Source organism: Mesorhizobium sp. WSM4983 (assembly GCF_029625765.1).
GTDB lineage: Bacteria > Pseudomonadota > Alphaproteobacteria > Rhizobiales > Rhizobiaceae > Mesorhizobium.
In genome coordinates, this window is record NZ_JARTVM010000001.1 from 867,837 (window position 1) to 893,145 (window position 25,309).

26 protein-coding genes, 1 other RNA gene and 1 pseudogene are annotated in these 25,309 nt (G+C 63.5%); 7 read left to right on the top strand and 21 right to left on the bottom strand.

Translation table 11 applies throughout. The annotated features are described in order from the left end of the window. Positions 1-60: 60 nt before the first annotated feature. The 3 genes from P9254_RS04370 to tmpA all read right to left on the bottom strand — a co-directional run bounded on the left by P9254_RS04370 (position 61) and on the right by tmpA (position 3,981). Positions 61-1,842 carry an acetolactate synthase 3 large subunit gene (locus tag P9254_RS04370; RefSeq protein ID WP_278053594.1) on the bottom strand — a complete coding sequence of 594 codons (1,782 nt, stop codon included), beginning with the start codon at positions 1,840-1,842 and terminating at the stop codon, positions 61-63. 400 nt (positions 1,843-2,242) lie between these two features. Next, positions 2,243-2,833: a (R)-1-hydroxy-2-trimethylaminoethylphosphonate oxygenase gene (gene tmpB, locus P9254_RS04375; protein ID WP_095783770.1), complete on the bottom strand. Its 591-nt coding sequence runs from the start codon at positions 2,831-2,833 to the stop codon at positions 2,243-2,245. Beyond that, positions 2,830-3,981, bottom strand: coding sequence for a 2-trimethylaminoethylphosphonate dioxygenase (tmpA, locus tag P9254_RS04380; RefSeq protein WP_278053593.1), 1,152 nt, complete (start codon positions 3,979-3,981; stop codon positions 2,830-2,832). The genes tmpB and tmpA overlap by 4 nt, the downstream gene beginning before the upstream one ends. A gap of 134 nt (positions 3,982-4,115) precedes the next feature. On the opposite strand from tmpA, the gene P9254_RS04385 reads away from it, so the two are divergent. Beyond that, on the top strand, positions 4,116-4,976 hold the full coding sequence (locus tag P9254_RS04385; RefSeq protein WP_278053592.1) for a LysR family transcriptional regulator: 861 nt from the start codon (positions 4,116-4,118) through the stop codon (positions 4,974-4,976). Here the strand turns inward: P9254_RS04385 and P9254_RS04390 are convergent. From P9254_RS04390 to P9254_RS04400, 3 genes are read right to left on the bottom strand one after another with little or no spacing between them, the layout of a single operon-like run. Then, positions 4,968-5,507 carry a GNAT family N-acetyltransferase gene (locus P9254_RS04390; protein ID WP_067323233.1) on the bottom strand — a complete coding sequence of 180 codons (540 nt, stop codon included), beginning with the start codon at positions 5,505-5,507 and terminating at the stop codon, positions 4,968-4,970. The genes P9254_RS04385 and P9254_RS04390 overlap by 9 nt on opposite strands. A gap of 37 nt (positions 5,508-5,544) precedes the next feature. Further along, positions 5,545-5,853 (bottom strand): hypothetical protein, encoded by a 309-nt coding sequence (locus tag P9254_RS04395; RefSeq protein ID WP_278053591.1) that lies wholly within the window; start codon positions 5,851-5,853, stop codon positions 5,545-5,547. Between the two features lie 4 nt (positions 5,854-5,857). Continuing rightward, the gene (locus tag P9254_RS04400) at positions 5,858-6,424 is read right to left on the bottom strand and encodes a helix-turn-helix domain-containing protein (RefSeq protein WP_067323226.1); all 567 of its coding nucleotides are present in this window, start codon (positions 6,422-6,424) and stop codon (positions 5,858-5,860) included. 153 nt (positions 6,425-6,577) lie between these two features. Here P9254_RS04400 and P9254_RS04405 point away from each other — a divergent pair, with 153 nt between their 5' ends. Beyond that, positions 6,578-8,407: an ATP-binding protein gene (locus P9254_RS04405; RefSeq protein WP_278053590.1), complete on the top strand. Its 1,830-nt coding sequence runs from the start codon at positions 6,578-6,580 to the stop codon at positions 8,405-8,407. Between the two features lie 208 nt (positions 8,408-8,615). Here the strand turns inward: P9254_RS04405 and P9254_RS04410 are convergent, their stop codons facing one another. Both P9254_RS04410 and miaA read right to left on the bottom strand, forming a co-directional pair. Next, entirely contained in the window at positions 8,616-9,407 is a 792-nt protein-coding gene (locus P9254_RS04410; protein WP_066990920.1) for a GGDEF domain-containing protein, read from the bottom strand. Between the two features lie 122 nt (positions 9,408-9,529). Beyond that, on the bottom strand, positions 9,530-10,474 hold the full coding sequence (gene miaA / locus P9254_RS04415; RefSeq protein ID WP_278057347.1) for a tRNA (adenosine(37)-N6)-dimethylallyltransferase MiaA: 945 nt from the start codon (positions 10,472-10,474) through the stop codon (positions 9,530-9,532). Here miaA and serB point away from each other — a divergent pair. Together serB and P9254_RS04425 are read left to right on the top strand one after the other, a co-directional pair. Continuing rightward, a complete protein-coding gene (serB, locus tag P9254_RS04420; protein ID WP_082953817.1) occupies positions 10,464-11,351 on the top strand; it encodes a phosphoserine phosphatase SerB in 888 nt (295 codons plus the stop codon). The two genes, miaA and serB, sit on opposite strands and share 11 nt — an antisense overlap. Further along, the gene (locus P9254_RS04425) at positions 11,348-11,920 is read left to right on the top strand and encodes a GNAT family N-acetyltransferase (protein WP_095802670.1); all 573 of its coding nucleotides are present in this window, start codon (positions 11,348-11,350) and stop codon (positions 11,918-11,920) included. Before serB ends, P9254_RS04425 begins: the two co-directional genes overlap by 4 nt. A gap of 41 nt (positions 11,921-11,961) precedes the next feature. On the opposite strand, the gene P9254_RS04430 is transcribed toward P9254_RS04425, so the two are convergent. From P9254_RS04430 to P9254_RS04455, 6 genes are all read right to left on the bottom strand, one after another. Next, complete coding sequence (locus tag P9254_RS04430; RefSeq protein WP_127245773.1) at positions 11,962-13,473, bottom strand: DegQ family serine endoprotease; 1,512 nt, start codon at positions 13,471-13,473, stop codon at positions 11,962-11,964. A gap of 143 nt (positions 13,474-13,616) precedes the next feature. After that, positions 13,617-13,802 (bottom strand): DUF2065 domain-containing protein, encoded by a 186-nt coding sequence (locus P9254_RS04435; protein WP_095783779.1) that lies wholly within the window; start codon positions 13,800-13,802, stop codon positions 13,617-13,619. A gap of 6 nt (positions 13,803-13,808) precedes the next feature. Next, a complete protein-coding gene (hflC, locus tag P9254_RS04440; protein ID WP_095779003.1) occupies positions 13,809-14,771 on the bottom strand; it encodes a protease modulator HflC in 963 nt (320 codons plus the stop codon). Next, positions 14,771-15,868 (bottom strand): FtsH protease activity modulator HflK, encoded by a 1,098-nt coding sequence (hflK, locus tag P9254_RS04445; protein ID WP_066990906.1) that lies wholly within the window; start codon positions 15,866-15,868, stop codon positions 14,771-14,773. The genes hflC and hflK overlap by 1 nt, the downstream gene beginning before the upstream one ends. A 246-nt stretch (positions 15,869-16,114) precedes the next feature. Beyond that, positions 16,115-16,633, bottom strand: a complete 519-nt coding sequence (locus P9254_RS04450) for a dihydrofolate reductase (protein WP_278057346.1) — start codon at positions 16,631-16,633, stop codon at positions 16,115-16,117. Next, complete coding sequence (locus tag P9254_RS04455) at positions 16,633-17,646, bottom strand: DUF4424 domain-containing protein (RefSeq protein WP_278057345.1); 1,014 nt, start codon at positions 17,644-17,646, stop codon at positions 16,633-16,635. Before P9254_RS04455 ends, P9254_RS04450 begins: the two co-directional genes overlap by 1 nt. Before the next feature lie 176 nt (positions 17,647-17,822). Between P9254_RS04455 and cobF the strand changes: the two genes are divergently transcribed. Then, positions 17,823-18,596 carry a precorrin-6A synthase (deacetylating) gene (cobF, locus tag P9254_RS04460; RefSeq protein ID WP_278057344.1) on the top strand — a complete coding sequence of 258 codons (774 nt, stop codon included), beginning with the start codon at positions 17,823-17,825 and terminating at the stop codon, positions 18,594-18,596. Positions 18,597-18,613: 17 nt separating this feature from the next. Here cobF and P9254_RS04465 read toward each other — a convergent pair whose 3' ends face one another. The 4 genes from P9254_RS04465 to modA form a co-directional block, all read right to left on the bottom strand. Then, positions 18,614-18,955, bottom strand: a complete 342-nt coding sequence (locus P9254_RS04465; protein WP_066990897.1) for a winged helix-turn-helix domain-containing protein — start codon at positions 18,953-18,955, stop codon at positions 18,614-18,616. Positions 18,956-19,040: 85 nt separating this feature from the next. Then, positions 19,041-20,153, bottom strand: coding sequence for a molybdenum ABC transporter ATP-binding protein (modC, locus tag P9254_RS04470; protein ID WP_278057343.1), 1,113 nt, complete (start codon positions 20,151-20,153; stop codon positions 19,041-19,043). Continuing rightward, positions 20,150-20,851, bottom strand: a complete 702-nt coding sequence (gene modB, locus P9254_RS04475; protein ID WP_278057342.1) for a molybdate ABC transporter permease subunit — start codon at positions 20,849-20,851, stop codon at positions 20,150-20,152. The genes modC and modB overlap by 4 nt, the downstream gene beginning before the upstream one ends. Before the next feature lie 19 nt (positions 20,852-20,870). Then, on the bottom strand, positions 20,871-21,665 hold the full coding sequence (gene modA, locus P9254_RS04480) for a molybdate ABC transporter substrate-binding protein (RefSeq protein WP_278057341.1): 795 nt from the start codon (positions 21,663-21,665) through the stop codon (positions 20,871-20,873). 164 nt (positions 21,666-21,829) lie between these two features. Here modA and P9254_RS04485 point away from each other — a divergent pair. Then, positions 21,830-22,022: pseudogene (locus P9254_RS04485) on the top strand (TOBE domain-containing protein). A 33-nt stretch (positions 22,023-22,055) separates the two neighbouring features. Here the strand turns inward: P9254_RS04485 and P9254_RS04490 are convergent. Next, positions 22,056-22,850 (bottom strand): thymidylate synthase, encoded by a 795-nt coding sequence (locus P9254_RS04490; RefSeq protein ID WP_278057340.1) that lies wholly within the window; start codon positions 22,848-22,850, stop codon positions 22,056-22,058. A gap of 139 nt (positions 22,851-22,989) precedes the next feature. Then, positions 22,990-23,301: a DUF2853 family protein gene (locus P9254_RS04495; protein WP_066990883.1), complete on the bottom strand. Its 312-nt coding sequence runs from the start codon at positions 23,299-23,301 to the stop codon at positions 22,990-22,992. Between the two features lie 169 nt (positions 23,302-23,470). On the opposite strand from P9254_RS04495, the gene ssrA reads away from it, so the two are divergent. After that, positions 23,471-23,831, top strand: a transfer-messenger RNA (tmRNA) gene (ssrA, locus tag P9254_RS04500). Between the two features lie 124 nt (positions 23,832-23,955). On the opposite strand, the gene P9254_RS04505 is transcribed toward ssrA, so the two are convergent. Next, on the bottom strand, positions 23,956-25,161 hold the full coding sequence (locus P9254_RS04505) for a multidrug effflux MFS transporter (protein WP_127325452.1): 1,206 nt from the start codon (positions 25,159-25,161) through the stop codon (positions 23,956-23,958). Positions 25,162-25,309: the final 148 nt, after the last annotated feature.

Sequence of the window (25,309 nt, forward strand, 5' to 3'; positions counted from 1 at the left end):
TCAAACTTTGGCGCTAATTCTATGTTTCCACACGGCTTCCGCCGCAGACGCTGTCTGCCGCTACACCAGTTCCCTGCCCTTGGCGTCGATGGCGTTGGCCACCGCCTCGTCGGTCGCCTCGTCAGGCAGGAGCATCTCGTTATGCGCCTTGCCGGACGGAATCATCGGGAAGCAGTTGGCGAGAGTCGCCACGCGGCAGTCGAATAGCACCGGCTTCGTCACCGAAATCATCTCGCGGATCGCGTCATCCAACTCGTCCGGCTTGTCGCAGCGTATGCCATGGCCGCCATAGGCGTCCGCCAGCTTGACGAAATCCGGCATCGCCTCGGTGTAGGAATGCGACAGCCGGTTGCCGTGCAGAAGCTGCTGCCACTGGCGCACCATGCCCATATACTGGTTGTTGAGGATGAAGATCTTGATCGGCGCGTCGTACTGCACGGCCGAGCTCATCTCCTGCATCGTCATCTGCACCGAAGCGTCGCCGGCGATGTCGATGACCAGCGCATTCGGATGTGCGATCTGCACGCCGAGCGCCGCCGGCAGGCCATATCCCATCGTGCCCAGGCCGCCCGAGGTCATGCAGCGGTTAGGCTTGTCGAAGTGATAGTGCTGCGCCGCCCACATCTGGTGCTGGCCGACTTCGGTGGTGATGTAGGTGTCCATATCCTTGGTCAGCGCATAGAGCCGCTGGATCGCGTATTGCGGCATGATCACGTCGTTGTTCATCCTATAGGCGAGCGAGTCCCGCGCGCGCCATTTCGCGATCTGCTCCCACCATGGATAGAGCGCCTTCTTGTCGGCCTTGGCAGTCGCCCGCCACAGCCGCACCAGATCCTCGAGCACGCGGCCGACATCGCCCAGGATCGGCACATCGGCATGGACATTCTTGTTGATCGAGGACGGATCGATGTCGATATGGATCTTCTTCGAGTTCGGCGAGAACGCGGTCAGCCGGCCGGTGATGCGGTCGTCGAACCGCGCGCCGATGCAGATCATCACGTCGCAATCATGCATGGCCATGTTGGCTTCGTAGGTGCCATGCATGCCGAGCATGCCGATCCAGTTCTTGCCAGAAGCCGGATAGGCACCGAGACCCATCAGCGTCGAGGTGATCGGGAAGCCGGTGAGGTCGACCAGCTCGCGCAGCAGATGGCTGGCTTCCGGACCTGAATTGATGACGCCGCCGCCGCTGTAGATGATCGGCCTCTTCGCGCCGGCCATCAATTCGACGGCGGCCTTCACCTTCTCCAGATCGCCCTGGACCTTCGGCTGATAGCTGGTGCGCGGCGCCGTTTGCGGCGGCACGTAGATGCCTTTGGCGAACTGCACGTCCTTCGGAATGTCGACGACGACCGGGCCCGGCCGCCCGGTGGTCGCGACATGGAAGGCTTCGTGGATGGTGGCGGCGAGCTCGTTGACGTCCTTCACCAGCCAATTGTGCTTGGTGCAGGGGCGCGTGATGCCGACGGTGTCGCATTCCTGGAAGGCGTCGGAGCCGATCAGCGAGGTCGGCACCTGACCGGTGAGACAGACCAGCGGAATGGAATCCATCAGCGCGTCCTGCAGCGGCGTCACCGCATTGGTGGCACCGGGGCCGGACGTGACCAGCAGCACGCCGGCCTTGCCGGTCGAACGCGCATAACCTTCGGCGGCATGGCCGGCACCCTGCTCGTGCCTGACCAGAATGTGCTCGACCTCATCCTGCTGGAAGATCTCGTCATAGATCGGAAGGACCGCGCCGCCCGGATAGCCGAAGACATGCTTGACGCCGTTGTCCTTCAGCGCCTGCACCACCATTTCGGCGCCCGTCATTTCGCGCCGCTCGTTATGTCCGTTGCTCATCGGTCTGGTCCCGTACTGTTCGCCATCAGGCGATTTGCTGGTCGTTTAGTTGGGTTTTGGGCAATAAAAAAGGCCCCCGAGGGAGCCTGTGGGATGCGCATGGGAGGTTTTCGCCCGGCGGTTACACCGCCTTGCCCACGCGCCAGCCTACGAGAATGAGTGCTGTTTTCATGGGCGCGGACAATAAGGTCGGTTCCGCGCCGCTGTCAACGGGCAATCTGTCGGTCCCATTGTTCAGCGGCGCGGATTGTTCAGGCCGCCAGCACCACACCCCTTGCCTGGATACCGCCAACGCATTTTGCCGGGTATGTCGAGACGCATGATGTTGCCGAGAAAACGTCTCTAGTCTTCGGCGGCGCACTATTGTCGGCAAGTGTGCCGGGTGGGGCGGCGCCGGTGATCACGTCGCGCTTTGGGTCGCGAACTTTTTCACCACCCGCTCCAGCAGCGGCACGTAGTCGCGAAAGGCACGCGTCTTCATGTTGGCGACCTTGCCACCCTCGTCCCAGATGCGCACACGCACGGCTTCCTGATGGAATGGATTGCTGCGGAACTCCGCCACCTCCTCCGCGCTCATCGGCCCGCCCTGCAGCGACAGCGTATGGACCGAGGCCGGCGACAGCTTGCCGAAGTAGGAGGGATCGGTGGCGCAGAGATAACGCTTGGCCGCAACATGCAGCCTGACGCATTCGACGATGACCGGCGGAAAGAACGGCGCCAGCACCTCGCCACCCGCCTCGTCGTGGTGCTTGTCCTCGACGTCGTCGGGCGAATAGGTGCCGAACTCGCTGGTGTAGTGGCCGATGTCGTGCAGCAGCGCCGCAGCCACAAGCTCCTCCGGCGCGCCATCCTGCTCGGCTAGCCACGCGCCCTGCAGCATATGCTCGGACATGGTGACCGGCTCGCCGAGATAGGATTCCGCGCCGCGACGCTCGAAAATGTCGGCGATGAACTCGACGATGTTGCCGGTGTTCAGTTCATTCGATTTCATTCGGCCGCCTCTCTGACATCGTGTTCGATTGCCGCCAGCGTGGACAGCAGGCCGTCCTTGTCGGCGTAGCAGCCCTGCAGCCAGCGCGTGCCGCTGCCGGAAAAGGCCTTGCGCGCATGCATGACGCGCGTGTTGTCGACGATGAACGACTGGCCCGCCTCGAGCTTGAAGGTCACCTCGAAGGCCGGATCCTCGATCAGTTCGGCGAACCGGCGATAGGCGGCGTAATATGCGTTCATTTCGGCGAACGGCACGTCGATGGTCGGCGCCAGCGAGTGGTTGTTGAAGCGCACGCAGATGAGCTCGCCATCCGGTCCGAGCTCGATCATCGGGCGCTTGGACTGCAGCCGCACGCCCGATGAGCCGGCATATTCGAAGCGCGCCGGATAGGAGGAAAGCAACCGGAAGCCGTTCGAATTCTCCGCCTGCAGCGCGGCCGCCACCGCGAACCCGTCGACGACGCTGGATTCGCCGCCTTCCACCGTATTCTCGATGCAGGCCAGGATCTGCAGCGTCGGCACCGGGTCGCGGTAGGGATTGTCGGTATGCGCCTGCAGGCCAAGGTTGGTGTAGGCAAGATTGTTCGGATTGACCTCGGCGCGCACCTCGAACCAGCGCCCGTAATTGGTCTCCCTGATATATCCGAAGAGATCGGCCACATTGCATAATGCCCCGGATTCGGCCGGCAGACCGTCCATGACGGCAAAGCCAAAGCTCCGTACCGCCGTCAGCCATTGCCGCAGAACATTCCTGTCGTGCCGCGCCTCACTATAGGCCGCGCGCGGCACCGAACTCTGCATCGTCGCCTTGGTCCACCGCCGAATGTCGCTGCCGGTCCAGCCGGGCTGCCGATTTTCTTCGCGGTCGTAAGTATGGGCGCGAAGCCAGCTTGCGGGAAAGCTGACGGTCTTGTCTTCAGGCACGAACGTGACCACCAGCGCCTCGCCCTTGATCGAGGCCTCTCCGATCCGTGTCTCGCCCGGAATGTCCAAAATGGTGACCAGCCGCTGGCCGTTACCGGCGCTGCGGGTCCTGTCGTCCAGTGCGTTGTCGCGCAGCCACATGGCATGGAATCGGCTGCGTGTCCCATCGTCCCAGCCAAGCGCGATCGTTCGCCCTTCGTCGCCAAGGTTTGCTCTAGTCAGCACGCTTCTGAAACTCCCGTCTTCGGGCCGGCGCCGCGGTACCGATTGCATGCTGTCTTTGCCAAAGACATAATTCAAATTATTGTTTTTCAGCCAATGCCGCCAAAAACCTAATGACTGGAAAAGCTGCCGATCCCATGCCTCCGCTCGACTGGCTACGCAGTTTCGAAGCGGCCGCGCGCCTGTCGAATTTCACCGCCGCGGCCGCCGAGCTCGGGCTCACGCAAGCCGCCGTCAGCCAGCACATCCGCTTTCTGGAAGAGCGTCTCAAGACGCGACTGTTCGCGCGGCTGGCACGCGGCGTGGCGTTGTCGCCGGAGGGCGCCGCCTATCTTCCCCATATCCAGTCGGCATTCGCGATCATCGGCAGCAGCACGCGCGAGTTGTTCGAGCCACGCGTTTTGCAAACCGTCACCATTCGCGTTCCGATTTCTTTCGCGCTGCTGGTGCTGGTCCCGGCTCTTCCCGATCTCGCAAAGGCGCTGCCGTGGATCAGGCTCGATCTGGTGACCATCCATCGACCGACGGACTACGACGAGGCAGGCTCGACGCTCGACATCCGCTTCGGCAACGGTTCATTTTCCGGGCGCGACGCCGACCGGTTGACGGTCGAGCGGCTCGTTCCGGTCGCTGCGCCGATCTTGGCCGGAAATGCCGAATGGACATCGCTGCCGCTGCTGTTGGTGGCGGGCGCGCGCGAGATGTGGGCGGAGTGGTTCGCAGCCTCCGGCCTTGCCGGCCACTCCCAACGCTCGCATCGCTTCGACAGTTTTGTCGCCGCGATGGAGGCGGCGAAGTCCGGCGCCGGAGCGCTGCTGGGCTCGCGGCCGCTCATCGACGCCGCGCTTAAGGACAATCTCCTTGTCAGGCTTTCCGATTTCGAGCTCTCGAGCCCATCGGGTCACTTCCTAACATGGCCATCGTCATCGCGGCTGTCCGGCGCCGAACAGGATTTTCGCCGCTGGCTTTTGTCGCGTCTCGCCAGCATTTCAGCATAGCGCCCGGGCTGGCTCCCCTATCCGCTTCCAATAGATGAGCGTGCCGGTGAGCCCACCATGGGGTTTTAGCGCATAGTCCGGAATCTCGCCGGTCAGCGAGAAGTCGAGTTTTTCGTAAAGGCCGCCGGCCCCCTCTTCGCTTGCTGTGTCCAACACCAGCAGGGTGCGCCCTTTCTTGACCGCCAGTTCCTCGGCGGCCCGCATCAGGCCGGTGGCAATACCTTTGCCGCGATAGTCGAGGCGGGTCATCAGCTTCGCAATCTCGGCGCGGTGCGGTTGGTTGGGCGGGCAGTCGAGAAGCAGTGAGACGGTGCCGGCAAGCGTCTTGCCATCCCATGCGCCCAGCACCGCCCGTTCTCCGCGCGCCGCGGCAGCGAGCGATTTGCGCCAGAACTCATGGGCCGCATCGGGAGACAAGGGATGCATGAAGCTTACCGATCCGCCGGCGGCGACTGTCTCGATCAGCAGGTCGGCGAGCATCCCGCTGGTTTTTGCGTCGTCGTTCAACGCCCTGATTTCAAGGGGATTCATGTCGGGGGTCTCCAGGTGATAAGGTGTCGGGCCGCGGTCATGCGAAATGACTGCTCCGACTTCGGCGGCGCGCCCTTCGGATTTCCGCGATCCGCTCGGCATCGTCCTCGCTGAGGTGCCGCCCGCGCTCCAGGATCTCGAGCGTGTATTCCTCATAGGTGAGCCCAAGCCGCTCGGCCTTTTCCAGCCGCATCAGCATGACGGCATGGCTCGGCGCCTTCCAGGCTTTGTCGTGGGCGGTGCGCCAGGCAAGAAAGATGTAGGGGTCGCCCTTGCCCCAGGGCGGACCTTCGTAGTCGTCGAGAGGCGGCCCGCCATTGTGGGACCGTTCAGGCCGGCGTGCCATGCGATCAGCCCCGGACCAGCGCCACCAGATACTCGGCGGCTTCCGGTCCCGGAGCGTGGAAGGTGCAGTCCGACGGGGCTCCGAGCGCCAGGCAGTCGCCCGGCTCCAGCCTGTGCACGACATTGCCTTCGGTGAAGTCCAGGCGGCCGCCGATCAGCCAGATCTGCTGCTTGATGAAGGCATAGGACGCTGCCGGGAAATCGACCTTGGCGCCTGCCGGCAGGCTGACCCGGATCAGCTCGAGCGGCATTTGCGTTGCAGGCGACAGATGGCGTCGCACATAGCCGGTCGCCGGATCCTGCCAGACCGGCTGCTCGTCCTTGCGGGACACGCTGCCGCCCTGCATTTCGGCGCGGGCAATCAGCGTCGAGAGCGTCATGCCGAAAGCCGACGCGATGCGCACGAGGAGCGCCGCGGTCGGACTTGTCATGCCGCGCTCCATGGCGCTCAGCATCGCCTTGGAAACGTCGGAACGCTCGGCCAACTCGGCCAGCGACCATCCCCGCAAATCACGCTCGGAGCGTATCCGCCTGCCGATCGTGGACGTGATGTCGTTCGATATATCAGTCATTCATCCAATATATCGAAATTCCGGGATGAAGGAAGAGGCTGGTCGATCGCATTTTCGCGAGTGGTTTAACGGGACCTACACCATCCGACCTCACGCGGCTTTAACCCCGATTGGGATAGCTTTGACCGCCGAGGGGAATGGGACAGGTAACCGATGTTTGTTGAACGCGAAGCCTCCATTGGGGAGCCGACCTCGCAGGAGCGCCGCGACGCCCAGCAGAGCGACAAGCGCATCCTGGGCAACGTCGTGCAATGCGACGGTGCGCGCGCTACCATCAGCGCCTATGCCGAAGATGCCGAAGGCACGGTGACCGGCCTGTGGACCGTCGGCAAGATGATTTCCATCAACCTTGGCGCGACGCGAACCGTTGGCCTTGTCTATGCGATCGGCAAGTCTGACCGCGCCTGGAGCAATGAGGGCCAGAACGCAATCGAGGTCAGCATCGAACTGATCGGCGAGGTGCGCGACGGCGCCGAGCCCGGCGCCAAACCGGTCTTCGACCGCGGCATCACCACCTATCCGCATATCGGCGCGGTTGCCCACCGTATCCGCAGCCGCGACCTGCAGGCCGTCTACGATCTCGCCGGCCGCCATTCGATCACCATCGGCACGCTGTCCCAGGACGAGGCGATCGACGCCAACATCGCTGTCGACGACACGCTGGCGCGCCATTTCGCCATTGTCGGCACGACCGGCGTCGGCAAATCCACGGCTGTCTCGCTGCTGTTGCGCAAATCGATCGAGGCGCGGCCCGATCTGCGCGTGCTGATCCTCGACCCGCACAACGAGTTTGCCGCCTCGCTTCCGGAATACTGCGTGAAGGTTGATTCCAAGACGCTCGACCTGCCGTTCTGGATGTTCAGACTGGAAGAATTCGCCGAAGTTCTGTTTCGCGGTCGCGAGACCGTTCCGGAGGAAGTCGACGTCCTGCGCGACCTCATCCCGGCCGCCAAGAACCTCTATCGCAACCCGAGCTCCGGCTCGTATATCAGGCGCGGCAGCGATGCGCTGACGGCGGATACGCCGGTGCCTTACCGCATCGCCGATCTGCTCAAGCAGATCGACGAGCGCATGGGTCTGCTCGAAAGCAAGAACGATCGGCCGACACTGAAGTCGTTGAGGACGCGCATCGAATCGGCCGCTTCCGACCCGCGCTACCGTTTCATGTTTAATTCGCGGCTGATCGAGGACACCATCCACGAGACGATCGGCAACATCTTCCGCGTACCGAACCATGGACGTCCGGTGACCTGCTTCGAGATGGCGGGCATGCCGTCCGAAGTCGTCAATTCGGTCTGCTCGGTGCTGGCGCGCCTCGCCTTCGACCTTGCGCTCTGGAGCGAGGGCCGGCTGCGGCTGCTCCTGCTTTGCGAGGAAGCGCACCGCTACATGCCTGCCGATCCGCGTCTCGGCTTCGCGCCGACCAGGCACGCTTTGTCGCGCATCGCCAAGGAAGGCCGCAAATATGGCTGCTATCTCGGCGTTGTGACCCAGCGTCCAGGCGAGCTCGATCCGACCATCCTGTCGCAATGCTCGACTTTCTTCGCCATGCGGCTCGCCAACGAGCAGGACCAGGCGATCATCCGCTCGGCGATCGCCGATTCCTCGGCCTCGACGCTGGCGTTCCTGTCCTCCATGGGCCAGCGCGAAGCCATTGCCTTCGGCGAAGGCGTGGCGACCACCATGCGGCTCAAATTCGAGAAACTGTCCCAGGAATTCATTCCCGGCACAGCGAAGCGGGAGCAGGCCTTGCCCGCGGATTCCGGCGACGATGTCGATCTCGCCGGAATTGTCGAGCGTCTGCGCAACGTGCCGAAACCGCAGCAGTCGATAGCGTTCGCCGAAGCCGTCGATACCGGGCGCCAGGCTGGCGACCCCGACTACCGCAAGCCATCGGCGCCGCGCGTGCAACCGGACGACGATTTCGACATGCGTTACGGCCTGAGGCCCTCGACCTTCGGCATGCGCCAGCAGAACGACTAATCGTTCTGCATCTTCGCGCCGACTGAGTCCCGGGCTGAGTCGACTGAAGTCGCTTTCGAGAACCGGAGCGGACATATAGTCCGTGAGCACGCGCATGACCCCGAAAATCGAGAACGCTTTTCGGAAAGGATCATAGGAGACGCGCGGCGCGGTAGAAGCGCAGCACACGGCTCCAGGCGGCCAGCGTCAAGAATTTGATCATGGAATTTCAGGCGCAGACGCGGTTGCGGCCCTGCTTCTTCGCCTCGTAGAGCTGCCGGTCGGCGCGGCGATAGAAGTCCTCGGCACTCTCCTTGCGGTCCCAGACGGCGAGGCCGACGCTGGTGGTGACCTTCAGCCGCACATTGCCCGACATGATCGACAGGTTGGCGATCGCCTTGCGGATGCGCTCGGCGAACCGCGCGAGCAGTTCCGCATCCATGTTGGGCGTGACCACGGCGAACTCCTCGCCGCCCAGCCTCGCCACCACATCGTGATAGCGGGTCATGCCCCGTACGCACTGCGCGACGGACCGCAGAACCTCGTCGCCGACATCGTGGCCATGCGTGTCGTTGACCTGCTTGAAATGATCGAGATCGAGGATCATCAGGCCCACCGGCTTGTCGATGCGGCCGAACTCGTCGAGATATTCCCGCAACGCGTCATCGAAGTAGCGGCGGTTCTGCATTCCGGTCAGGCCGTCGGTGAGCGCTGCGTGCTCGAGCGTTTGCGAACGGGCGCTCAGCGACACCGTCATGGCGCGCAACTTGCCCTCTTCCCTCACCTGGCCGCGGATCAGCGGGTAGATGAAGAAGGTTCCAAAGAACAAGGCAGCAGCCAGCAGCGCACCGGTCACGAACAGCAATTTGTTGAGATAGGCGATTCTGTCGAGACGCGATGCGGTGTCGAGAGCGGTCGCGATATCCTGCAATTGGCCATAGGCGTGAAAGGTCACCAGGCCGGCGGCCAGGATCACGAAGATAAAGACGAAAAACGCCGATTCCGCCTTGTGAAAACGCATAACGCCCCGCGGTACTGCGACCGTCGCCGTTATGGCATGCCAGGCCTTACGGACGGTTAACCCGGACAACCGTGACGGGAAGCTGCGCTCACAATTCCAAGCCCTGATCAAATCGCATTCTATCAGTCCGCGATTGACCATTTCTCGCCCGGGCGTAACCTTTGCCACTCCGGCCCCAGTTGGTGTTTGAACCAGGTCGTCTGCCGCTTGGCATATTGGCGCGTCGCGATCTTGGCTCGCTCAATCGCTTGGGGAAAGCCCATGTGTCCGGCCATCGCGGCCTGCAGCTCGCGCACGCCGATCGCCTTCATCGCCGGCAGGTTCGGATCGAGGTCGAGTGCCATCAACTGCCTGACCTCGTCGAGCGCGCCCTTGTCGAGCATTTGATCGAAACGCGCCCGGATACGCGCCACCAGTTCGCCGCGATCCAGCTCGATCACCAGGAAGCGTGCGCTGTCGCGGTCGATGAGCGGCTGGCCGCGTGCCGCTTGCCATTCAAGGATCGACCGTCCCGACGCGTCGAGCACCTCCAGTGCCCGCACAATGCGCTGGCCATCGGTCGGCCGGAGCTGCATGGCGACAGCCGAATCCTGATGCATCAGTACACGGTGCAGCCGTTCTGCCCCTTGTTCCTTGAGTTCGTAGCGCCAGCGCTCACGCACCGAAGGCGGAATGTCGGGCATGTCCGAGATGCCTTCGGCTAAAGCTCGGAAATAGAGCCCGGTGCCGCCGACGAAGACAGCCGGCCGGCCGGAGAAAATACCTTCCGCGATCAGCCCGGTGACGTCGCGCAGCCAGGCGCCGGTCGAGTAGGCTGTCGAAGGATGCACGTGACCGTACAGATAATGCGGCACGCGCGCCGTTTCGGCCGCGCTCGGACGCGCCGTCAGCACGTCCAGAACCGAATAGCCCTGCATGGAATCGGTGTTGACGATCACGCCGCCCTTGCGCTCGGCGATGTCCAGCGCCAGCGCCGACTTGCCGCTGGCGGTCGGCCCCGCTATCAGGATGGCGTTTTTCACGCGGCCTTTGCCCGCCTGCCTGCCGGAATTTTCGATGCCTCTGATCGCCACGCTTGTGTCCAATCCCAAAGACCGCCGAGTGTCGGTCCCGCTTGCGAATATCGCCTCGCGAGCGGCAGGCGCAAGCGCCGTTCATTGGCTGGCCGAGGATGTCGCCTGCGATCTGGTTTTGCCGGAGACTCCCGACATCGGCGAATTGACGGCCAATCTGCGCGCGGCATTGGCCTCCGAGCCGGTCGACATCATCGTCCAGCCGGCTGAAGGCAGGAGGAAGAGGATCCTGCTTGCCGATATGGATTCGACCATGATCAATCAGGAATGCATCGACGAGCTTGCTGACGAGATCGGCGTCAAAGACCGTGTCGCTGCGATCACCGCGCGATCGATGAATGGCGAGATCGCATTCGAGCCGGCCTTGCGCGAACGCGTCGCCTTGCTGAAGGGCCTCGACACGGCGGTGGTCGAGCGCATCCTCGCCAACCGGCTGACGCTGGCCGCCGGCGGCCGCGCGCTGGTGCAGACCATGCGTGCCAACGGCGCCTGGACGGCGCTGGTCTCAGGCGGCTTCGACGTCTTCACCAACCGCATCGCCGCAATGCTGGGCTTCCAGGAAAACCGCGCCAACCGGCTGATCGAGGACGGCGGCAGATTCACCGGCACGGTGGCCGCGCCTATTCTCGGCCGCGCCGCCAAGGCCGAGGCGCTGCTCGACATCGCGGCAAGGCTGGGCGTGACGACGCAGGATGCCGTTGCCGTGGGCGACGGCGCCAATGACCTCGACATGATCCGCCTGGCCGGCACTGGCGTCGCTCTTCACGCCAAGCCGGCGGTGGCTGAGCAGGCAAGGATCCGCATCGACCACGGCGATCTGACGGCGCTGCTCTACCTCCAGGGCTATCGCCAGGACGAGTTCGTGCAATGAAGCCGATCCGCACCGAGCGCCTCATCCTGCGCAATTGGGAAGAGCGCGACCGCGCGCTCTTCCATCGCATCAACTCGGACGAGCGCGTGATGGAATTTTTTCCGTTCCGCCGCGACCGGGCCGCGGCGGACGCAAAGATGGACGAGCTCCGCGCCTGGATCGATGAGGATGGCTACGGTTTCGCCGCCGCCGAGATCGCCGCCACCGGCGAGTGCATCGGCTTCGTCGGCCTCCTCCAAACCGATCATGTGCCTTCCCTGCCGGCCGGCACGATCGAGATCGGCTGGCGGCTGGCACCGGAATACTGGCGCAAGGGCTATGTCACCGAGGCATCCGAAGCCTGGCTCTCCTTCGGTTTCGAAACGCTGGAGCTGGACGAAATCGTCTCCTTTGCCGTCGTGGAAAACCATCGTTCGATCGCCGTCATGAAGCGGCTCGGCATGCGCGCCGACCCGGGCGCCGATTTCGACCATCCCGCCGTGCCGGACAGCCACCCTCATCTTAAGCGGCATGCGCTGTACCGGCTGTCGCGCGACGACTGGCAGGCGCGAAAAAGGGCGGCCCGCTAGCCGCCCATTCTTGCGAATCAACCCGTTCGGGCTCTCCGGAATCAGTCCATCCGGATCGTGACGAAGCGCAACTCGCCGGATTTCGAGGCGAGCATCAGCAGCGCGTTCTTGCGGCCCTGCTCTTTCAGCGCGCCGATCCGGTCCATGACATCCTTTGGCGTGCCGACCGATTCCTGCGCGATCTCGGTGATCACCTCGCCGGGCTGGATGCCGCGTTCGGCGGCGGCCGAATCCTTGGCGACGTCGGTGATGACCACGCCCGACACATCGGCCGCGATGCCGAATTTCTGTCTGGTCTGCTCGTTGAGCTCGCCAACGGTCATGCCGAGCACCGAAGCCGTCGACACAGGAGCCGCCTTGTCGCCCTTGTCCTCGCCGGTACTGCCGTTCTCGCCGCTGGCCAGCTTCTCGCCGTCCTCGAGCCGGCCGAGCGTCACCTTCACTGTCTGCTCGACGCCCTTGCGCACGATGACGACGTCGACGGCCTTGCCGACCGGGCTTTCGGCGACGACGCGCGGCAGGTCGCGCATTTCGTGGATGTCCTTGCCGTCGAATTTGATGATGACGTCGCCGGCTTGAACCGTGCCGTTGTCGACCGGTCCGCCCTTGATGACACCGGCCACCAGCGCGCCCTTGGCCGTCGCCATGCCGAGGCTTTCGGCGATGTCTTCCGTCACTGGCTGGATGCGCACGCCAAGCCAGCCGCGCCGCGTTTCGCCGAACTGGCGAAGCTGATCGACGACGCCCGCGGCGAGCTGCGAGGGAATGGAAAAGCCGATGCCGATCGAGCCGCCGGACGGCGAGATGATCGCCGTGTTGATGCCGATGACCTCGCCACTGCTGTTGAACAGCGGACCGCCGGAATTGCCGCGATTGATGGCGGCGTCGGTCTGGATGAAGTCGTCATAGGGGCCGGAATTGATGTCGCGGTTGCGCGCCGAGACGATGCCGACCGTGACCGTGCCGCCAAGACCGAAAGGATTGCCGATCGCCATCACCCAGTCGCCGACGCGCATCTTAGTGGAATCGCCGAACTTCACCGCCGTCAATTTGTGGCCCTTCGGATCGACCTTCAGCAACGCGACGTCGGTCTTTGTATCGGTGCCGACAAGCGTCGCCTTCAGCGTCACGCCGTCGGAGAAATTGACCTCGATGTCGTCGGCATCGGCGATGACGTGATTGTTGGTCACCACGATGCCCTGCTCGGCATCGATGACGAAGCCGGAGCCAAGCGACTGCACCTTCTGCCCACCGCCCTTGTCGCCGCCGCGGTTCTTGAAGAAGTCATCGAAAAAATCCTGGAAGGGCGAGCCTTCCGGAAGCTGCGGCATCGGCACCGCACCGGGGCCTTCCGTGCCTTTGACGGTTTGCGAGGTCGAGATGTTGACCACCGCGCCGAGCAGGCGTTCGGCAAGGTCGGCGACGGAAGGCGGCGCGTCGGAAGCGATCGTGGGCGTGACGAAGGACGGGACGGCAACTATGCCGACGACGAATGCGGTGGCGCCGGCGAAAAACCTGCGCCGCGCCGCGCGCAACAGGGTGTCGGATATCATCGTGGCCTCCCGGCGTTTTGAAAAAGAAAGGCGCTTCCGCAAAGGCGCCCGTCAATTCATGTTGGCAAGAAATAAGGCACGTTTGCGGCTATAGCTATCGGCGGAAGATAAATCGTCAATCGCCTCGGCACCAAGGAATTTCATCAGCCGCGAACCAGCCAGACGATGGCGACGCCGAGGGCGATTGCAGCCAATCCGGCGATCCGCAGCACATTCTCCGGCAACGACAGCACCTCCGCCGCCAGTTTCCTGGCCAGAGCCGGAAACCCGCCATAGACCAGGCCCTCGATGACGAGGACCAGGCCGATGGCCGCGAGGAAATCCTGCACCGTCCGCTACTGGGCGCTGCCGGGTTGCGTGGCCGGGGCTGCCGGCGTCGCGGGCGCGGGCTGCGATGCCGCCGGCTGTCCGGGCTCGGGCTTGCTTTCCGGATCGCGGAAGAAACGGAAGAACTCGGAGTCGGGCGACAGCACCATGGTGGTTCCGGTGCTGTCCAAGGCTGTGCCGTAAGCATTCATCGAGCGATAGAAATCGAAGAAGCCCGGGTCCCGCTTATAGGCTTCAGCAAAGGTGGCGCTGCGCTGCGCCTCGCCCTCGCCGCGCAGGATCTCCGATTCTTTCTGCGCCTCGGCGATGATCTCGACGACCTCGCGGTCGGCCCTGGCTTTGATACGCTGCGCCGCCTCGTTGCCGCGGGCTCTCAGCCGCTCGGCTTCCGCCAGGCGTTCGGCTTTCATGCGATCGTAGGTCTGCTGCGATACTTCGGCGGTCAGATCCGTCCGGCGGATGCGCACATCTTCGATGTCGAGGCCGAGCGACGTCGCGTCCGGACGCAGTTGGTCACGCACCTCGCGCATCATGACGCCGCGTTCTTCGGAAAGTGCCGCCTCGAAATCGCGCAGACCATAGACGCGGCGCAGCGCCGCATCGAGACGCGTCTTCAGCCGGGCTTCGGCGAGTTCCACCTGCCCCGATACCGCCGCGCGGAACGTGCGCGGATCCGAAATGCGGTAGGCGATGAAGGCATCGACCTCGTAGAACTTGCCGCCGGAGACCTGAACGCGGATATTGTCGAGGTCGAAGCGCATGACTTTTTTCTCGATCGTCTGAACGCTGTCGGCATCGAAGAAGGCGAATGGCGCCTTGAAATAGATGCCCGGCTCGGTCTTGACGTCGATGATCTCGCCGAACCTCAGCACGATTGCCTGCTCGCCCGCCTTGACGACGAACACCGACGAATAGAGCAGAAACAGAAGGACGGCCGCGATGACCGCGATGATGGGAAGACGGTTGGCCATCACTGGTTACCTCCCAGCGCAGGCGCGGGCGGCGCCTTGGGCTGCAGTGCCGGCAGCGGCAGATAAGGAAGCACACCCTGCCCGTTGCCCTGCTCGACGACGACCTTGTTCGAGTCCTTCAGGATCCTCTCCATTGTTTCCAGGTAAAGGCGCTTGCGCGTCACGTCGGGCGCCTTGGCGTATTCGTTGTAAACGGAGATGAAGCGCTGCGCCTCACCTTCGGCTTCCTGCACGACCCGGTTCTTGTAGGCGGCGGCATCTTCGCGGATCTGGGCCGCCTCGCCGCGCGCCTGGCCGAGCTTCTGGTTGGAATATTGATTGGCCTGCTCGACGAACTTGTCCTCGTCCTGCTCGGCGCGCTGCACCTCGTCGAAAGCATCGGCGACCTCGCGCGGCGGGGCGGCGTCCTCGATGGAGATTGCGTTGACTTGCAGACCCGTCTTGTAACCGTCGAGCGTGTTTTGGATGATCTCACGCACCGATGTGGCAATACCCTGGCGATCGTCGCGGAAAATATCCTGCGCGGGGCGCCGGCCGACGACCTCGCGCATGGCGCTTTCGGCCACCTGCGTCAGCATGCCGTCGGGATCTGAGACGTCGAAAAGATAGGCCCTTGGATCGGAAACCTGGTAGGCGACCGAGAACTGCACATTGACGATGTTCTGGTCGCCGGAGAGCATGAGCCCGGAGCCGCTGCTCGCCCCGCCGCCGATGCTGACGAGCTGCTCGGAAATCTTTGCCGTTTCGACCGTTTCGATCGGCCACCAGTGGAAATGCAGGCCTGGCTGCGAGAGCTCGGCCTTCGGCTTGCCGAAGCGCAATTCGACCGCGACCTCGTCAGGCTGCACGGTATAGATAGCCTTGAAAGCCCAAAGCACGACAAGCGCGAGCGCGATCAGCCCGAGGACGGCCGGGCTGGCGCCGCCGCCTCCCGGAAGAGCGCGCCGCAGCCTGTCCTGGCCGCGGCGGATGATGTCCTCGAGATCGGGAGGCGACCCGGGCGGGCCGCTCGGGCCTTTCGGTCCCTGTCCCCAGGGCCCCTGATTGCCGCCGCCGCCCCATGGGCCGCCGCCACCGCTCTTGTCGTTCCAGGGCATGAATGTCCTTTCGCTTCGGTTCCCTCAGGCCTTGCGGCGCGATCCTAGCGCATGACCTCGAAAACCGATATCGGTTTTCCGAAAGGAATCATGCGCCAAATCAAAGTTTTACGGCGACCTTCTTGCGCGTCCGGTTGGAAGCGTGGCGCTGTACCCTCGTTCTTCTATAGGGACGCCGTGACGCGCTTTCAACGCGATCCGCTACGCGCGCCTGCGATTTGAGCCGTCAGCGACCCTTTGTCCTCGTCAGTGACCGTCGCCGCGGCGCTCGTAAACCGTATAGCGTGTCGCGTGGCTGTCCTTTTCGCCCGCCGGAAAATCCTCGGATCGGACGATCCGCCAGATCGCGGGGTCGATCGGCGGAAAATGAGCGTCGCCATCGACCGCGGCCAGCACATGCGTGACGTGGAGACGATCGGCCAACGGCAGGGCCTGGGCATAGATCTCGCCGCCGCCGACGACGCAGATCTCCTCGGCACCTGCCATGCAGCGGCCGCGCACCTTGGCCAGCGTGATCGCCTCGTCGAGCGAATGGGCAACTTCGGTGCCCTCGGATCGCCAGTCTCTGGCTCGCGTCACCACGATGTTGAGCCTGCCGGGCAGCGGCCGGCCGATGCCCTCATAGGTCTTGCGGCCCATGATGATCGGCTTGCCCATCGTATCGGCCTTGAAGCGTCTCAGGTCGCTGGAAAGCCGCCACGGCAGCCCGCCTTCGCGTCCGATCACGCCGTTCTCGGCAATGGCGACGTAGATCGCGATGTCCATCAGCCGCCGTTCCCGCTATTGTCCGACGGCTCGAGCAGCAAGATGCCGATATCGTGCTCCGGATAAAAATCCTTGGCCGTCATCTCGAACGTCGTCGGACCCACCTTGCGGACGTTGTCGCCGCAGAAGGAGACCAGATTCTTTGGGCTGCCCTTGTCGATGGTGAGCTTGAAATTGCCGATACTACCGGACGCCCAGTTGCCGCCGGTGGTCAGGATATATGCGATGCGGCTCTCGAAATATTTGGGATAGCCGTCGGGATTTTCCTTCGCTGCCTTGCGCACAGCGTTCTCGAACCCGCCGTCCATGCAGTAGCGGGTCTTGTAAGTGTCGTACTGCCCCTGGAACTTGCCGTCGTAATAGAAGCTGACCGATGACGTGCCGCCGACGCTCGGCTTGTAGCGGTGCGAGACATGGACTTGCTTGTTGGCCGGGAAGGTGGAGCGCCACCAATAGGTCGAGCGCAATTGCCAGAACGGCGCGTAGGCGGTTTGCATGCCCGAACCGTTGTCGGCGGTGTCTTCGATGATGATGCCGCGATCTTCCCAATCCTGGGCGACGTCCTTGGGCAGCTTTGCCAGCGCCGCCTTGGCGACGTCGCCGAACGGATAGAGCGGCACGTCGTGCGCCTGGAGTTCCGCGGTGATGTCGATGCCCAGCGCGAACGCCTTTTGTTCGAGCTGCGGGTTGGCGTCGACGCCGTCGATCGTCACCTCGAAGCCGAGGAAATTGTCGCTCTGCGCTTCCGGGATCGCCGGCATCTCGTTCGGGTCGCCTTCGATGTCCGGCATCGGGAAGGCGACGATCGCGCTGACGTCCTTGTCGGTATTGTTGCGGAAAACGTAGTCGACGGTCACTTTTTCCGGCGAGATGAAGAGATCTTCGCTTTCCATGGCAACCGCATCGCTGCGCGACAGGATCAGCCCGCCGGTGCCAAGCGCGGCAACGGAATCGTTGGCGAAGGCCGGTGCAACCGAGAATGCCAGCGCTGCGGTCAGGATAGTGCGTGTCATGGCTCCCCTCTCGACGGCATGACCGGGATCATGCGTATGCGCTTCCATCTAGAGCAATTCCAGGAGAAGTAGCTAGAGGCGTTCAGTGTTTCTGCCAACCGGCCGAGTTTTGCGTTCCCGCGTGCCTGCCTGCCCCCGTCTGGACACCGGCCGCCCGATCGGGCAGGAGGACGCCTATGCGCAAGCTTCTCGTCATCGGCATCGGCGCCGGCAATCCCGACCACATGACCGTACAGGCCATCAACGGCGTGAACCGGGCCGACGTGCTGTTCGTTCCCGACAAAGGCGCGAGAAAGAACGACCTCGCGGAACTCCGTCGGCAGATCTGCGACCGCTTCGTCACCAACCCGAAATCGCGCCGCGTCGAATTCGACGTCCCGGTTCGGGCCGAGCCGACATCGTCCTATCGCGTGACCGTCGACGACTGGCACGAGGCGATCGCCGAAATCTATGAAGGGCTGATCGGCAACGAGCTTGCCGAGGACGGCTGCGGCGCATTCCTGATCTGGGGCGACCCCTCGCTCTACGACAGCGCGCTGCGCATACTGGAGCGCGTGCGCCTGAGGGGCAATGTCGGTTTCGAGCTGGAGGTCATTCCGGGCATCACCGCGATCCAGGCGCTGGCCGCCTCCCATGCCACTGCGCTCAACCGCATCGGCGATTCGATCCTGGTCACCACCGGCCGCCGGCTGACTGAGGAAGGCCTGCCCGCGAATGCCGGAAGCACCGTTGTCATGCTGGACGGCAAGTGCGCCTTCAACACACTGGTCGACCAAGATGTTTTCATTCAGTGGGGCGCTTATCTCGGCACGGCGGACGAGATCATCCTTTCCGGCCGCCTCGGCGATGTCAGCGCCGAAATCGAGAAGGTCCGAGAGGAAGCTCGGCGCAAAAAGGGCTGGATCATGGACACCTATTTGCTCCGCAAGCCCGGGGAGCCGGAGGAATAGGCCCCTTACAGGCCCAATCAACCGGCGTCGATCTCGGCCTGCAACGCCTGCATATGTACGGCCGCCGCTGAAGCCGCCGCGCGCTCGATCGCTCTGAAACGGCTGACGACGGCGAGACCCACGGCGGTCAATTGCGCGCCGCCGCCTTTTCGGCCGCCGGTCTGCGCCGCCACCAGCGGCTTGCCGAACACCCGGTTCATGTCCTCGACCAGGTCCCAGGCATGCTTGTAGGACATCTCCATGCCGCGCGCCGCGGCCGAAATCGAGCCGAAAGCGGCGATCTGCTCCAACAATTCGATCTTGCCCGGACCAATTCGTCCGTCAGGGTCGAGATTTATCCGCAGGCTCAGCGATGGCATCCCTTGTCCTCTGCGATCATGTCGAGATTACCCTCTCCGCCGCCACATCGCTATTCCAAACCAACATAGCGATATTGCCCTTTCGTCAACCATCGGCCTCCACCGGCAGCCCAGCACCTGTCGTCGCGCTGTCAAAGCTCACCGTCTTGATCACCGCGAAGACCTCGCGGCCGAGCGCGAGCCGAAGGCTCTGCTTCGACTGTTCGGTGATGCGCGCCAGCACCGTTGCTCCGTTGCAGTCGATGGCGATCTCCACCGTAGGCCCGACGCCCGGCCTGACCGCGGCGATCTTGCCCGGCAGTATGTTGAGCGCGCTAAGACCCGACGGCTGTTCGGTCGCGATCATGACATCGCGGGCGCGGATGCGGAGGCGCACCAGGGCGCCGACCGGCCTTGGAAGGCGCGGCACGCGGATCTCGCCGGCCGGCGAGGCGAGCACAGTCATGCCGAAAACTTCGTCGTGACGCGAAACCCTGGTGTCGAGCACCGCGCCGCCCTCGCCGCGCTCCTCCGCCGGCAAGAGGTCGAGCCGCTGCATGATCGCCTCGGTCGGGCCGAAAGCCGCGATCTTGCCTTGGGACAGCACCGCCACGTCGGTCGCCAGCCGCGCCACCTCGGCGACGGAATGGCTGACATAGGCGATCGGGATCTTCGTCTCATCGCGCAGCCGCTCGATATAGGGCAGGATTTCGGCCTTTCGCGCCTCGTCGAGCGAGGCGAGAGGCTCGTCCATCAAAAGCAGTTTCGGGCTGGCAAGGAGCGCGCGGCCGATCGCCACGCGCTGCTTTTCACCACCCGACAATTTCGCCGGCCGCCGGTCGAGCAGGGGACCGATGCCAAGGAGTTCGACCACCGCATCCATACTGGCGTAGCGCTCGGCAACCGGCGTGAACCAGCGGCCATAGCGCAGATTGCCGGCGACGCTCAAATGCGGGAAGAGCCGCGCATCCTGGAACACCATGCCGATCCGTCGCTTGTGCATCGGCACGAAGATGCCGGCGGCGGTGTCGACCAGCACGCGCCCGTCCACCGCGATCCGCCCTTTCCGCGGCCGGATCAGCCCGGCGATCACATTGATCAGCGTCGACTTGCCCGAGCCCGAAGGCCCGAACAGCGCCGTCAGCCGGCCGGCGCTTTCGAAACTCGCCTCGATGGCGAAATCGCCGAGACGATGACTGACGTCCACCGAGAGCGTCATTCGACGTCCATCCGCTGGCCGATCCGGCGCGCCAGAACCTCGGAGGCCACCAGCGCCACCATCGAGATGACGATCGAAATCAGCGTCAGGCGCAGCGCTCCGGGATCGCCGCCCGGCACCTGCGTGAAGGTGTAGATCGCCGAGGGCAGCGTCTGCGTCTCGTTGGGGATGTTGGAGACGAAAGTAATGGTCGCGCCGAACTCGCCCATCGCCTTGGCGAAGGACAGGATCGCGCCGGCGATCAGGCCGGGCAGGATCAGCGGCAGCGTGATTGTGGCGAACACCCAGACCGGGTTGGCGCCGAGCGTGCCGGCGGCCGCCTCCATCTTGCGGTCGACTGCCTCGATCGACAACCGGATCGCCCGCACCATCAGTGGAAAACCCATCACCGCGCAGGCAAGTGCTGCCCCCGTCCAGCGGAAGGAAAAGACGATGCCGAAATGCTCGGCGAGGAAGGCGCCGGCCGGCCCGCGCCGGCCGAAGGTGAGCAGCAGCAGATAACCGGTCACCACCGGCGGCAGGATCAGCGGCAAATGCACCAGCCCGTTGAGCAAGGTCTTGCCCCAGAACCGCCCCCGGGCCAGGACCAGCGCGATCAGGATGCCGGGCGGCAGACTGGCGATCATCGCCACCGTCGCCACCTTGATCGACAGCCGGACCGCATTCCATTCGTCGGGAGTGAGGTCCAGCCAGTTCATATGCGGTGTTAGGTCTTTCTCAGTTGCTCGGCGCGAGCACCGTAAAACCCTGTTCCTTGAAGAGCGCGGCGGCCTTGGCCGACTCGACGCATTTCAGGAAGGCAGCCGTATCCTTGTCCTTCGAATCCGCGGTCTGGGCAATCGGATAGATGATCGGCGGGTGCGAATCCTCGGGGAAGGTGCCGACGACCTTGACGCCCTTTTCGGCATGGGCGTCGGTGGCGTAGACGATTCCGAGCGCGGCCTCGCCCGTCGATACCAGCTTGAGCGCGGCGCGGACATTCTCGGCCTGCGCGACCTTGCCTTCGACCGAGGACCACACGCCCAGCCATTCCAGCGCCGCCTTGCCATATTTGCCGGCGGGCACCGCCTTGAAATCGCCCATGGCGAGCCGACCGTCGCCGATGAGCCCGGCGAGGTCGAAGCCCTTCTCGACCTTCGCCTCGACCTTGGAATCTTGCGGCGCCACCAGAACGATCTGGTTGCCGAGCAGTTTCGCTTCGGTGTCGGGCCTGGTCAGCTTCTTGTCGGAGAGATACTTCATCCAGTCGAGGTCGGCCGAGACGAAGACATCGGCCGGCGCGCCGCCTTCGATCTGCTTGGCCAGCGCCGAGCTTGCCGCATAGGAAATCGTGGCCGCCTCGCCGACCTCCGGCTCGCAGGCCTTGTTGACCGCATCGAGCGCGTCCTTGAGGCTGGCCGCGGCGAACACGATCACCTTGTCGTCGGCCTGAGCAGCGGGGACAGCCGCCATCAACGCTGCCGTCAGTCCGCCGATGGGGATCGCCTTCAAGCCAAAACCCTTGCCCGTCATGAAACCTCGTCCTCTTCTGAAAATCCGTTCGGCTCGAGCCCTGACCGATATATCCCGATGAACATAACAAGAAAAGGACTTTTAGGCTCCGCGCCGTTGTCCGTCAGGATCCCACCAGCCCACGGTGAAGTCCGTTCGATACAGCGAGGCATAGGCAGATGTAGATCAGCGCCGGCAATGTCCTGAAGGGCAAGGTCATCGTCGAGGGAGCGACCACGTCGCATGTCCGGATAGCTATCGGCGGCGGCGTCCTCGACACGGCTTCGATCACCAACGAAGCGGTTGCCGATCTGCGACTGGGCAAGTAGGGCCTATGAAGTGATCAAGGCCTCCGACGTCATCGTCGGGACTGGCTGACGGCTTGAGCGCTGGCAGCGCTCAAAGCGGGCCTTATACCGCGATCGGCGCCTTGATATTGGCGTCCGCAAAATAGTTCTCGAGGCGGAAATCCTCGAAGCGGAAGGCAAAAAGATCCTTCACATCCGGGTTGATCCACATCTTCGGTAGCGACTTCGGCGTGCGCCGCATCTGCTCGCGCGCCTGCTCGAAATGGTTCGAGTAAAGATGCGCATCGCCGAGCGTGTGGACGAAATCGCCAGGCTTCAGGCCGGTGACCTGCGCCACCATCAGGGTCAGCAGGGCGTAGGATGCGATGTTGAACGGCACGCCCAGGAAAATGTCGGCCGAGCGCTGGTAGAGCTGGCAGGAGAGCCGGCCTTCCGAAACGTAGAACTGGAACAGGCAATGGCAGGGCGGCAGCGCCATCGCCTCCACTTGGGCCGGATTCCAGGCTGAGACGATCAGCCGGCGCGAATTGGGATTCTTGCGTACCTCCTTGAGAAGGGCGGCGATCTGGTCGATCTCGCCGCCATGCCCATCCGGCCATGAGCGCCACTGCTTGCCGTAGACAGGGCCGAGATCGCCGTTCTCGTCGGCCCATTCGTCCCAGATGGTGACGCCGTTGTCGTTGAGATATTTGATGTTGGTGTCGCCGGCCAGGAACCACAGCAACTCGTGGATGATCGACTTCAGATGCAGCTTCTTGGTGGTGGTAACCGGGAAGCCGCGCGAAAGGTCGAAGCGCATTTGGTAGCCGAACACCGACCGCGTGCCGGTACCGGTGCGGTCGCCGCGATCGGCGCCGTTCTCCAGCACATGCTTCAACAGGTCGAGATATTGGCGCATCGGCTCGGCCTCGATTCGGATGACAAGCGATCATAGCCGACTGGCGGTCGGTCGAATACCCAAAGCCTACAGATGTCGATCCGGCGCGAAAAATCCACGGCGCCGGCACGTTGCCATGCCGGCTGCCGATCGCCTTGCCTCACAGAGAACCCAGTTTGCCCAGGTCCTTCGCCACCAGATAGTAGAAGGTCACGCGGCTCTTGGTGTTGTCGGCGGCCATCGCCTTGCACGCCTTCTCGATCGAGGCGTCGGCCTTCTTGGCGTCGGCAATCCCAAGCTTCTTGGTCACCCAGTTGTCCCGGACGCGCTCGAGCTCCTTCGGGTCCGCACAGGAGACCAGGGAGGAATCGCGGTTCCTGAGCGCGATGCCCAAATGCTTGACGATCTTCTCGACCGCATCGGCGCTGGCGCCGGCATCGTATTTCTTCACATCCGCAAGATAGTCGGCCATGAAACTTCCCCTCGTCGGCGCCACGGATCCGATCGATGAGGCTTGTGGCGCGCCGCGCAACTTGTGCGCTAGGTCAGGATATCCTCATCGCCGGCGGAGCTTCGATTGAGTAGACGCGCAAGTCAACCCTCGGCTGTCGAGTTTGGCGCAGGGGACAAGCCTCGACTTGGCCCTTTCATTTTCCGTAACCGCTCCCTATATTCGCTTCGTCGGCTTGACCGACTATGGCGATAAACAGGCGATGAAATAAGCCGTTCGGACCCGGGGGCGGTACCCGGCGCCTCCACCAAAAACCGCTCTTCCAAAGGGAGCGGCTTTTGCTGGGGGCGAAATAGGATCGACGAAGGTGTAAAGATCGTACTTTTGCCCGGCATTGTACCACCGTCATCGGGCTAAACTTATAGTTGCCAACGACAACTATGCGGAAGCTCGTCTCGCTGCTTAATGCAGTGCGAACGCTTCAAATCAAGCCCTAGAGGTTCGCACTTCTAGGCGGGGTTCGGAGGTACCTGGCAACAGAAACCTCCACCTTCCCCCTCGCCTTCTTTCCAAGTCAATTGAACGGCCGAGCATGCTTGGCGCGCATGCTTGCGGTCCTGCCTGGGCTGAAAAAGGCCGGGCAATCCCGGCCTCTTCCGATTTTCTATCCGCGTCTTACTCGGCAGGCGCTTCGACCGCTTCGCGCGCACGGCCGAGCGTCAGCTTGGCCAGCGTGAAGGAAATCACCGCGCAGAGCGTGATGCCGGCCACCATCGGCAGCGGCGTGCCGTCGAAGAAGAGGCCCGCCACGCCCATGGCCAGCGCGCCGATGGCGAAGTGCAGCGTGCCCATCAGCGCCGAGGCCGTGCCGGCGATCTCGCCATGCTCTTCCATCGCCAGCACCGAGGTGGTCGGAATGACCAGGCCAAGGAAGCCGTAGCCGACAAAGAGCAGCGCCGCCATCACGTCGAGCCGGTCGACACCGGATGCCATGATCGCGAACAGCGCCACCATCACCGTGGCATAGCCGGTCACCGCCACCCACACGACCCGCTTCAAGCCGAAGCGATCCGCCAGCATCCCGGTCAGCTGCGACATGCCGATGAAGGCGACCGCGTTGATCGAGAAGAACACGCTGTAGACCGACGGCGACAGGCCGTAGTGGTCGATCAGGATGAAGGACGAACTCGACAGATAGACGAAGAAGCTCGCGATGCCGAAGCCGGCGATCGTCGTCAGGCCAAGGAAGTTGCGGTCGCTCATCAGGTAGCGGTAACCGGCAAGTGCCGTGCCGAAGGACGAGTTGGCGCGCTCCTCCGCCGAACGCGTCTCTTTCAGCGAGGTCGCGAGCAGGATGGTGGCTAAAGCGGCGGCGCCCGTCACAGTCCAGAACACGGCACGCCAGCCGAAGCTCTCGATGATCTGACTGCCCGTGAGCGGCGCGAGAATAGGCGACACCGAGAACACAAGCATCAGCAACGACATCAGCTTGGCGGCCTCGTTACCGGTGTGCAGGTCGCGCACGATGGCGCGCGGCACTGCCATGCCGGCGCTGGCGCCGAGCCCTTGCAGGAAGCGGAAGGCGATCAGCCACTCGATACTGGGCGCCATAGCCGAGCCGACGCCGCCAACCATGAACAGCGCGAGTCCGACATAAAGCGGCAGCTTGCGCCCGACAATGTCCGAGATCGGTCCGACGACGATCTGGCCGAAACCCATCGACAGGAAGAAGATCAAAAGGCTCATCTGCACGGCGGCGGTGCCAGCCTTCAAATCCGCACCGATCGAGGGCAGCGCGGGAAGGTACATATCGATGGCGAACGGGCCGATTGCGGACAACAAGCCTAGCACGACCGCGATGCGGAGGAATTTGGGACTCATGATAAGGGCTTCTTTCGGATCTGGTTGCCGCCGTGGTCCGGCGTCTACCCGAGGACGTTCCATCCCGTGGAACCCCGACATCCGGGATGTGAAATCATCGTCGCTTCAAAGCGCGATTCTGTCGTTCCCGGGAGCGGGCTTCGCTTTA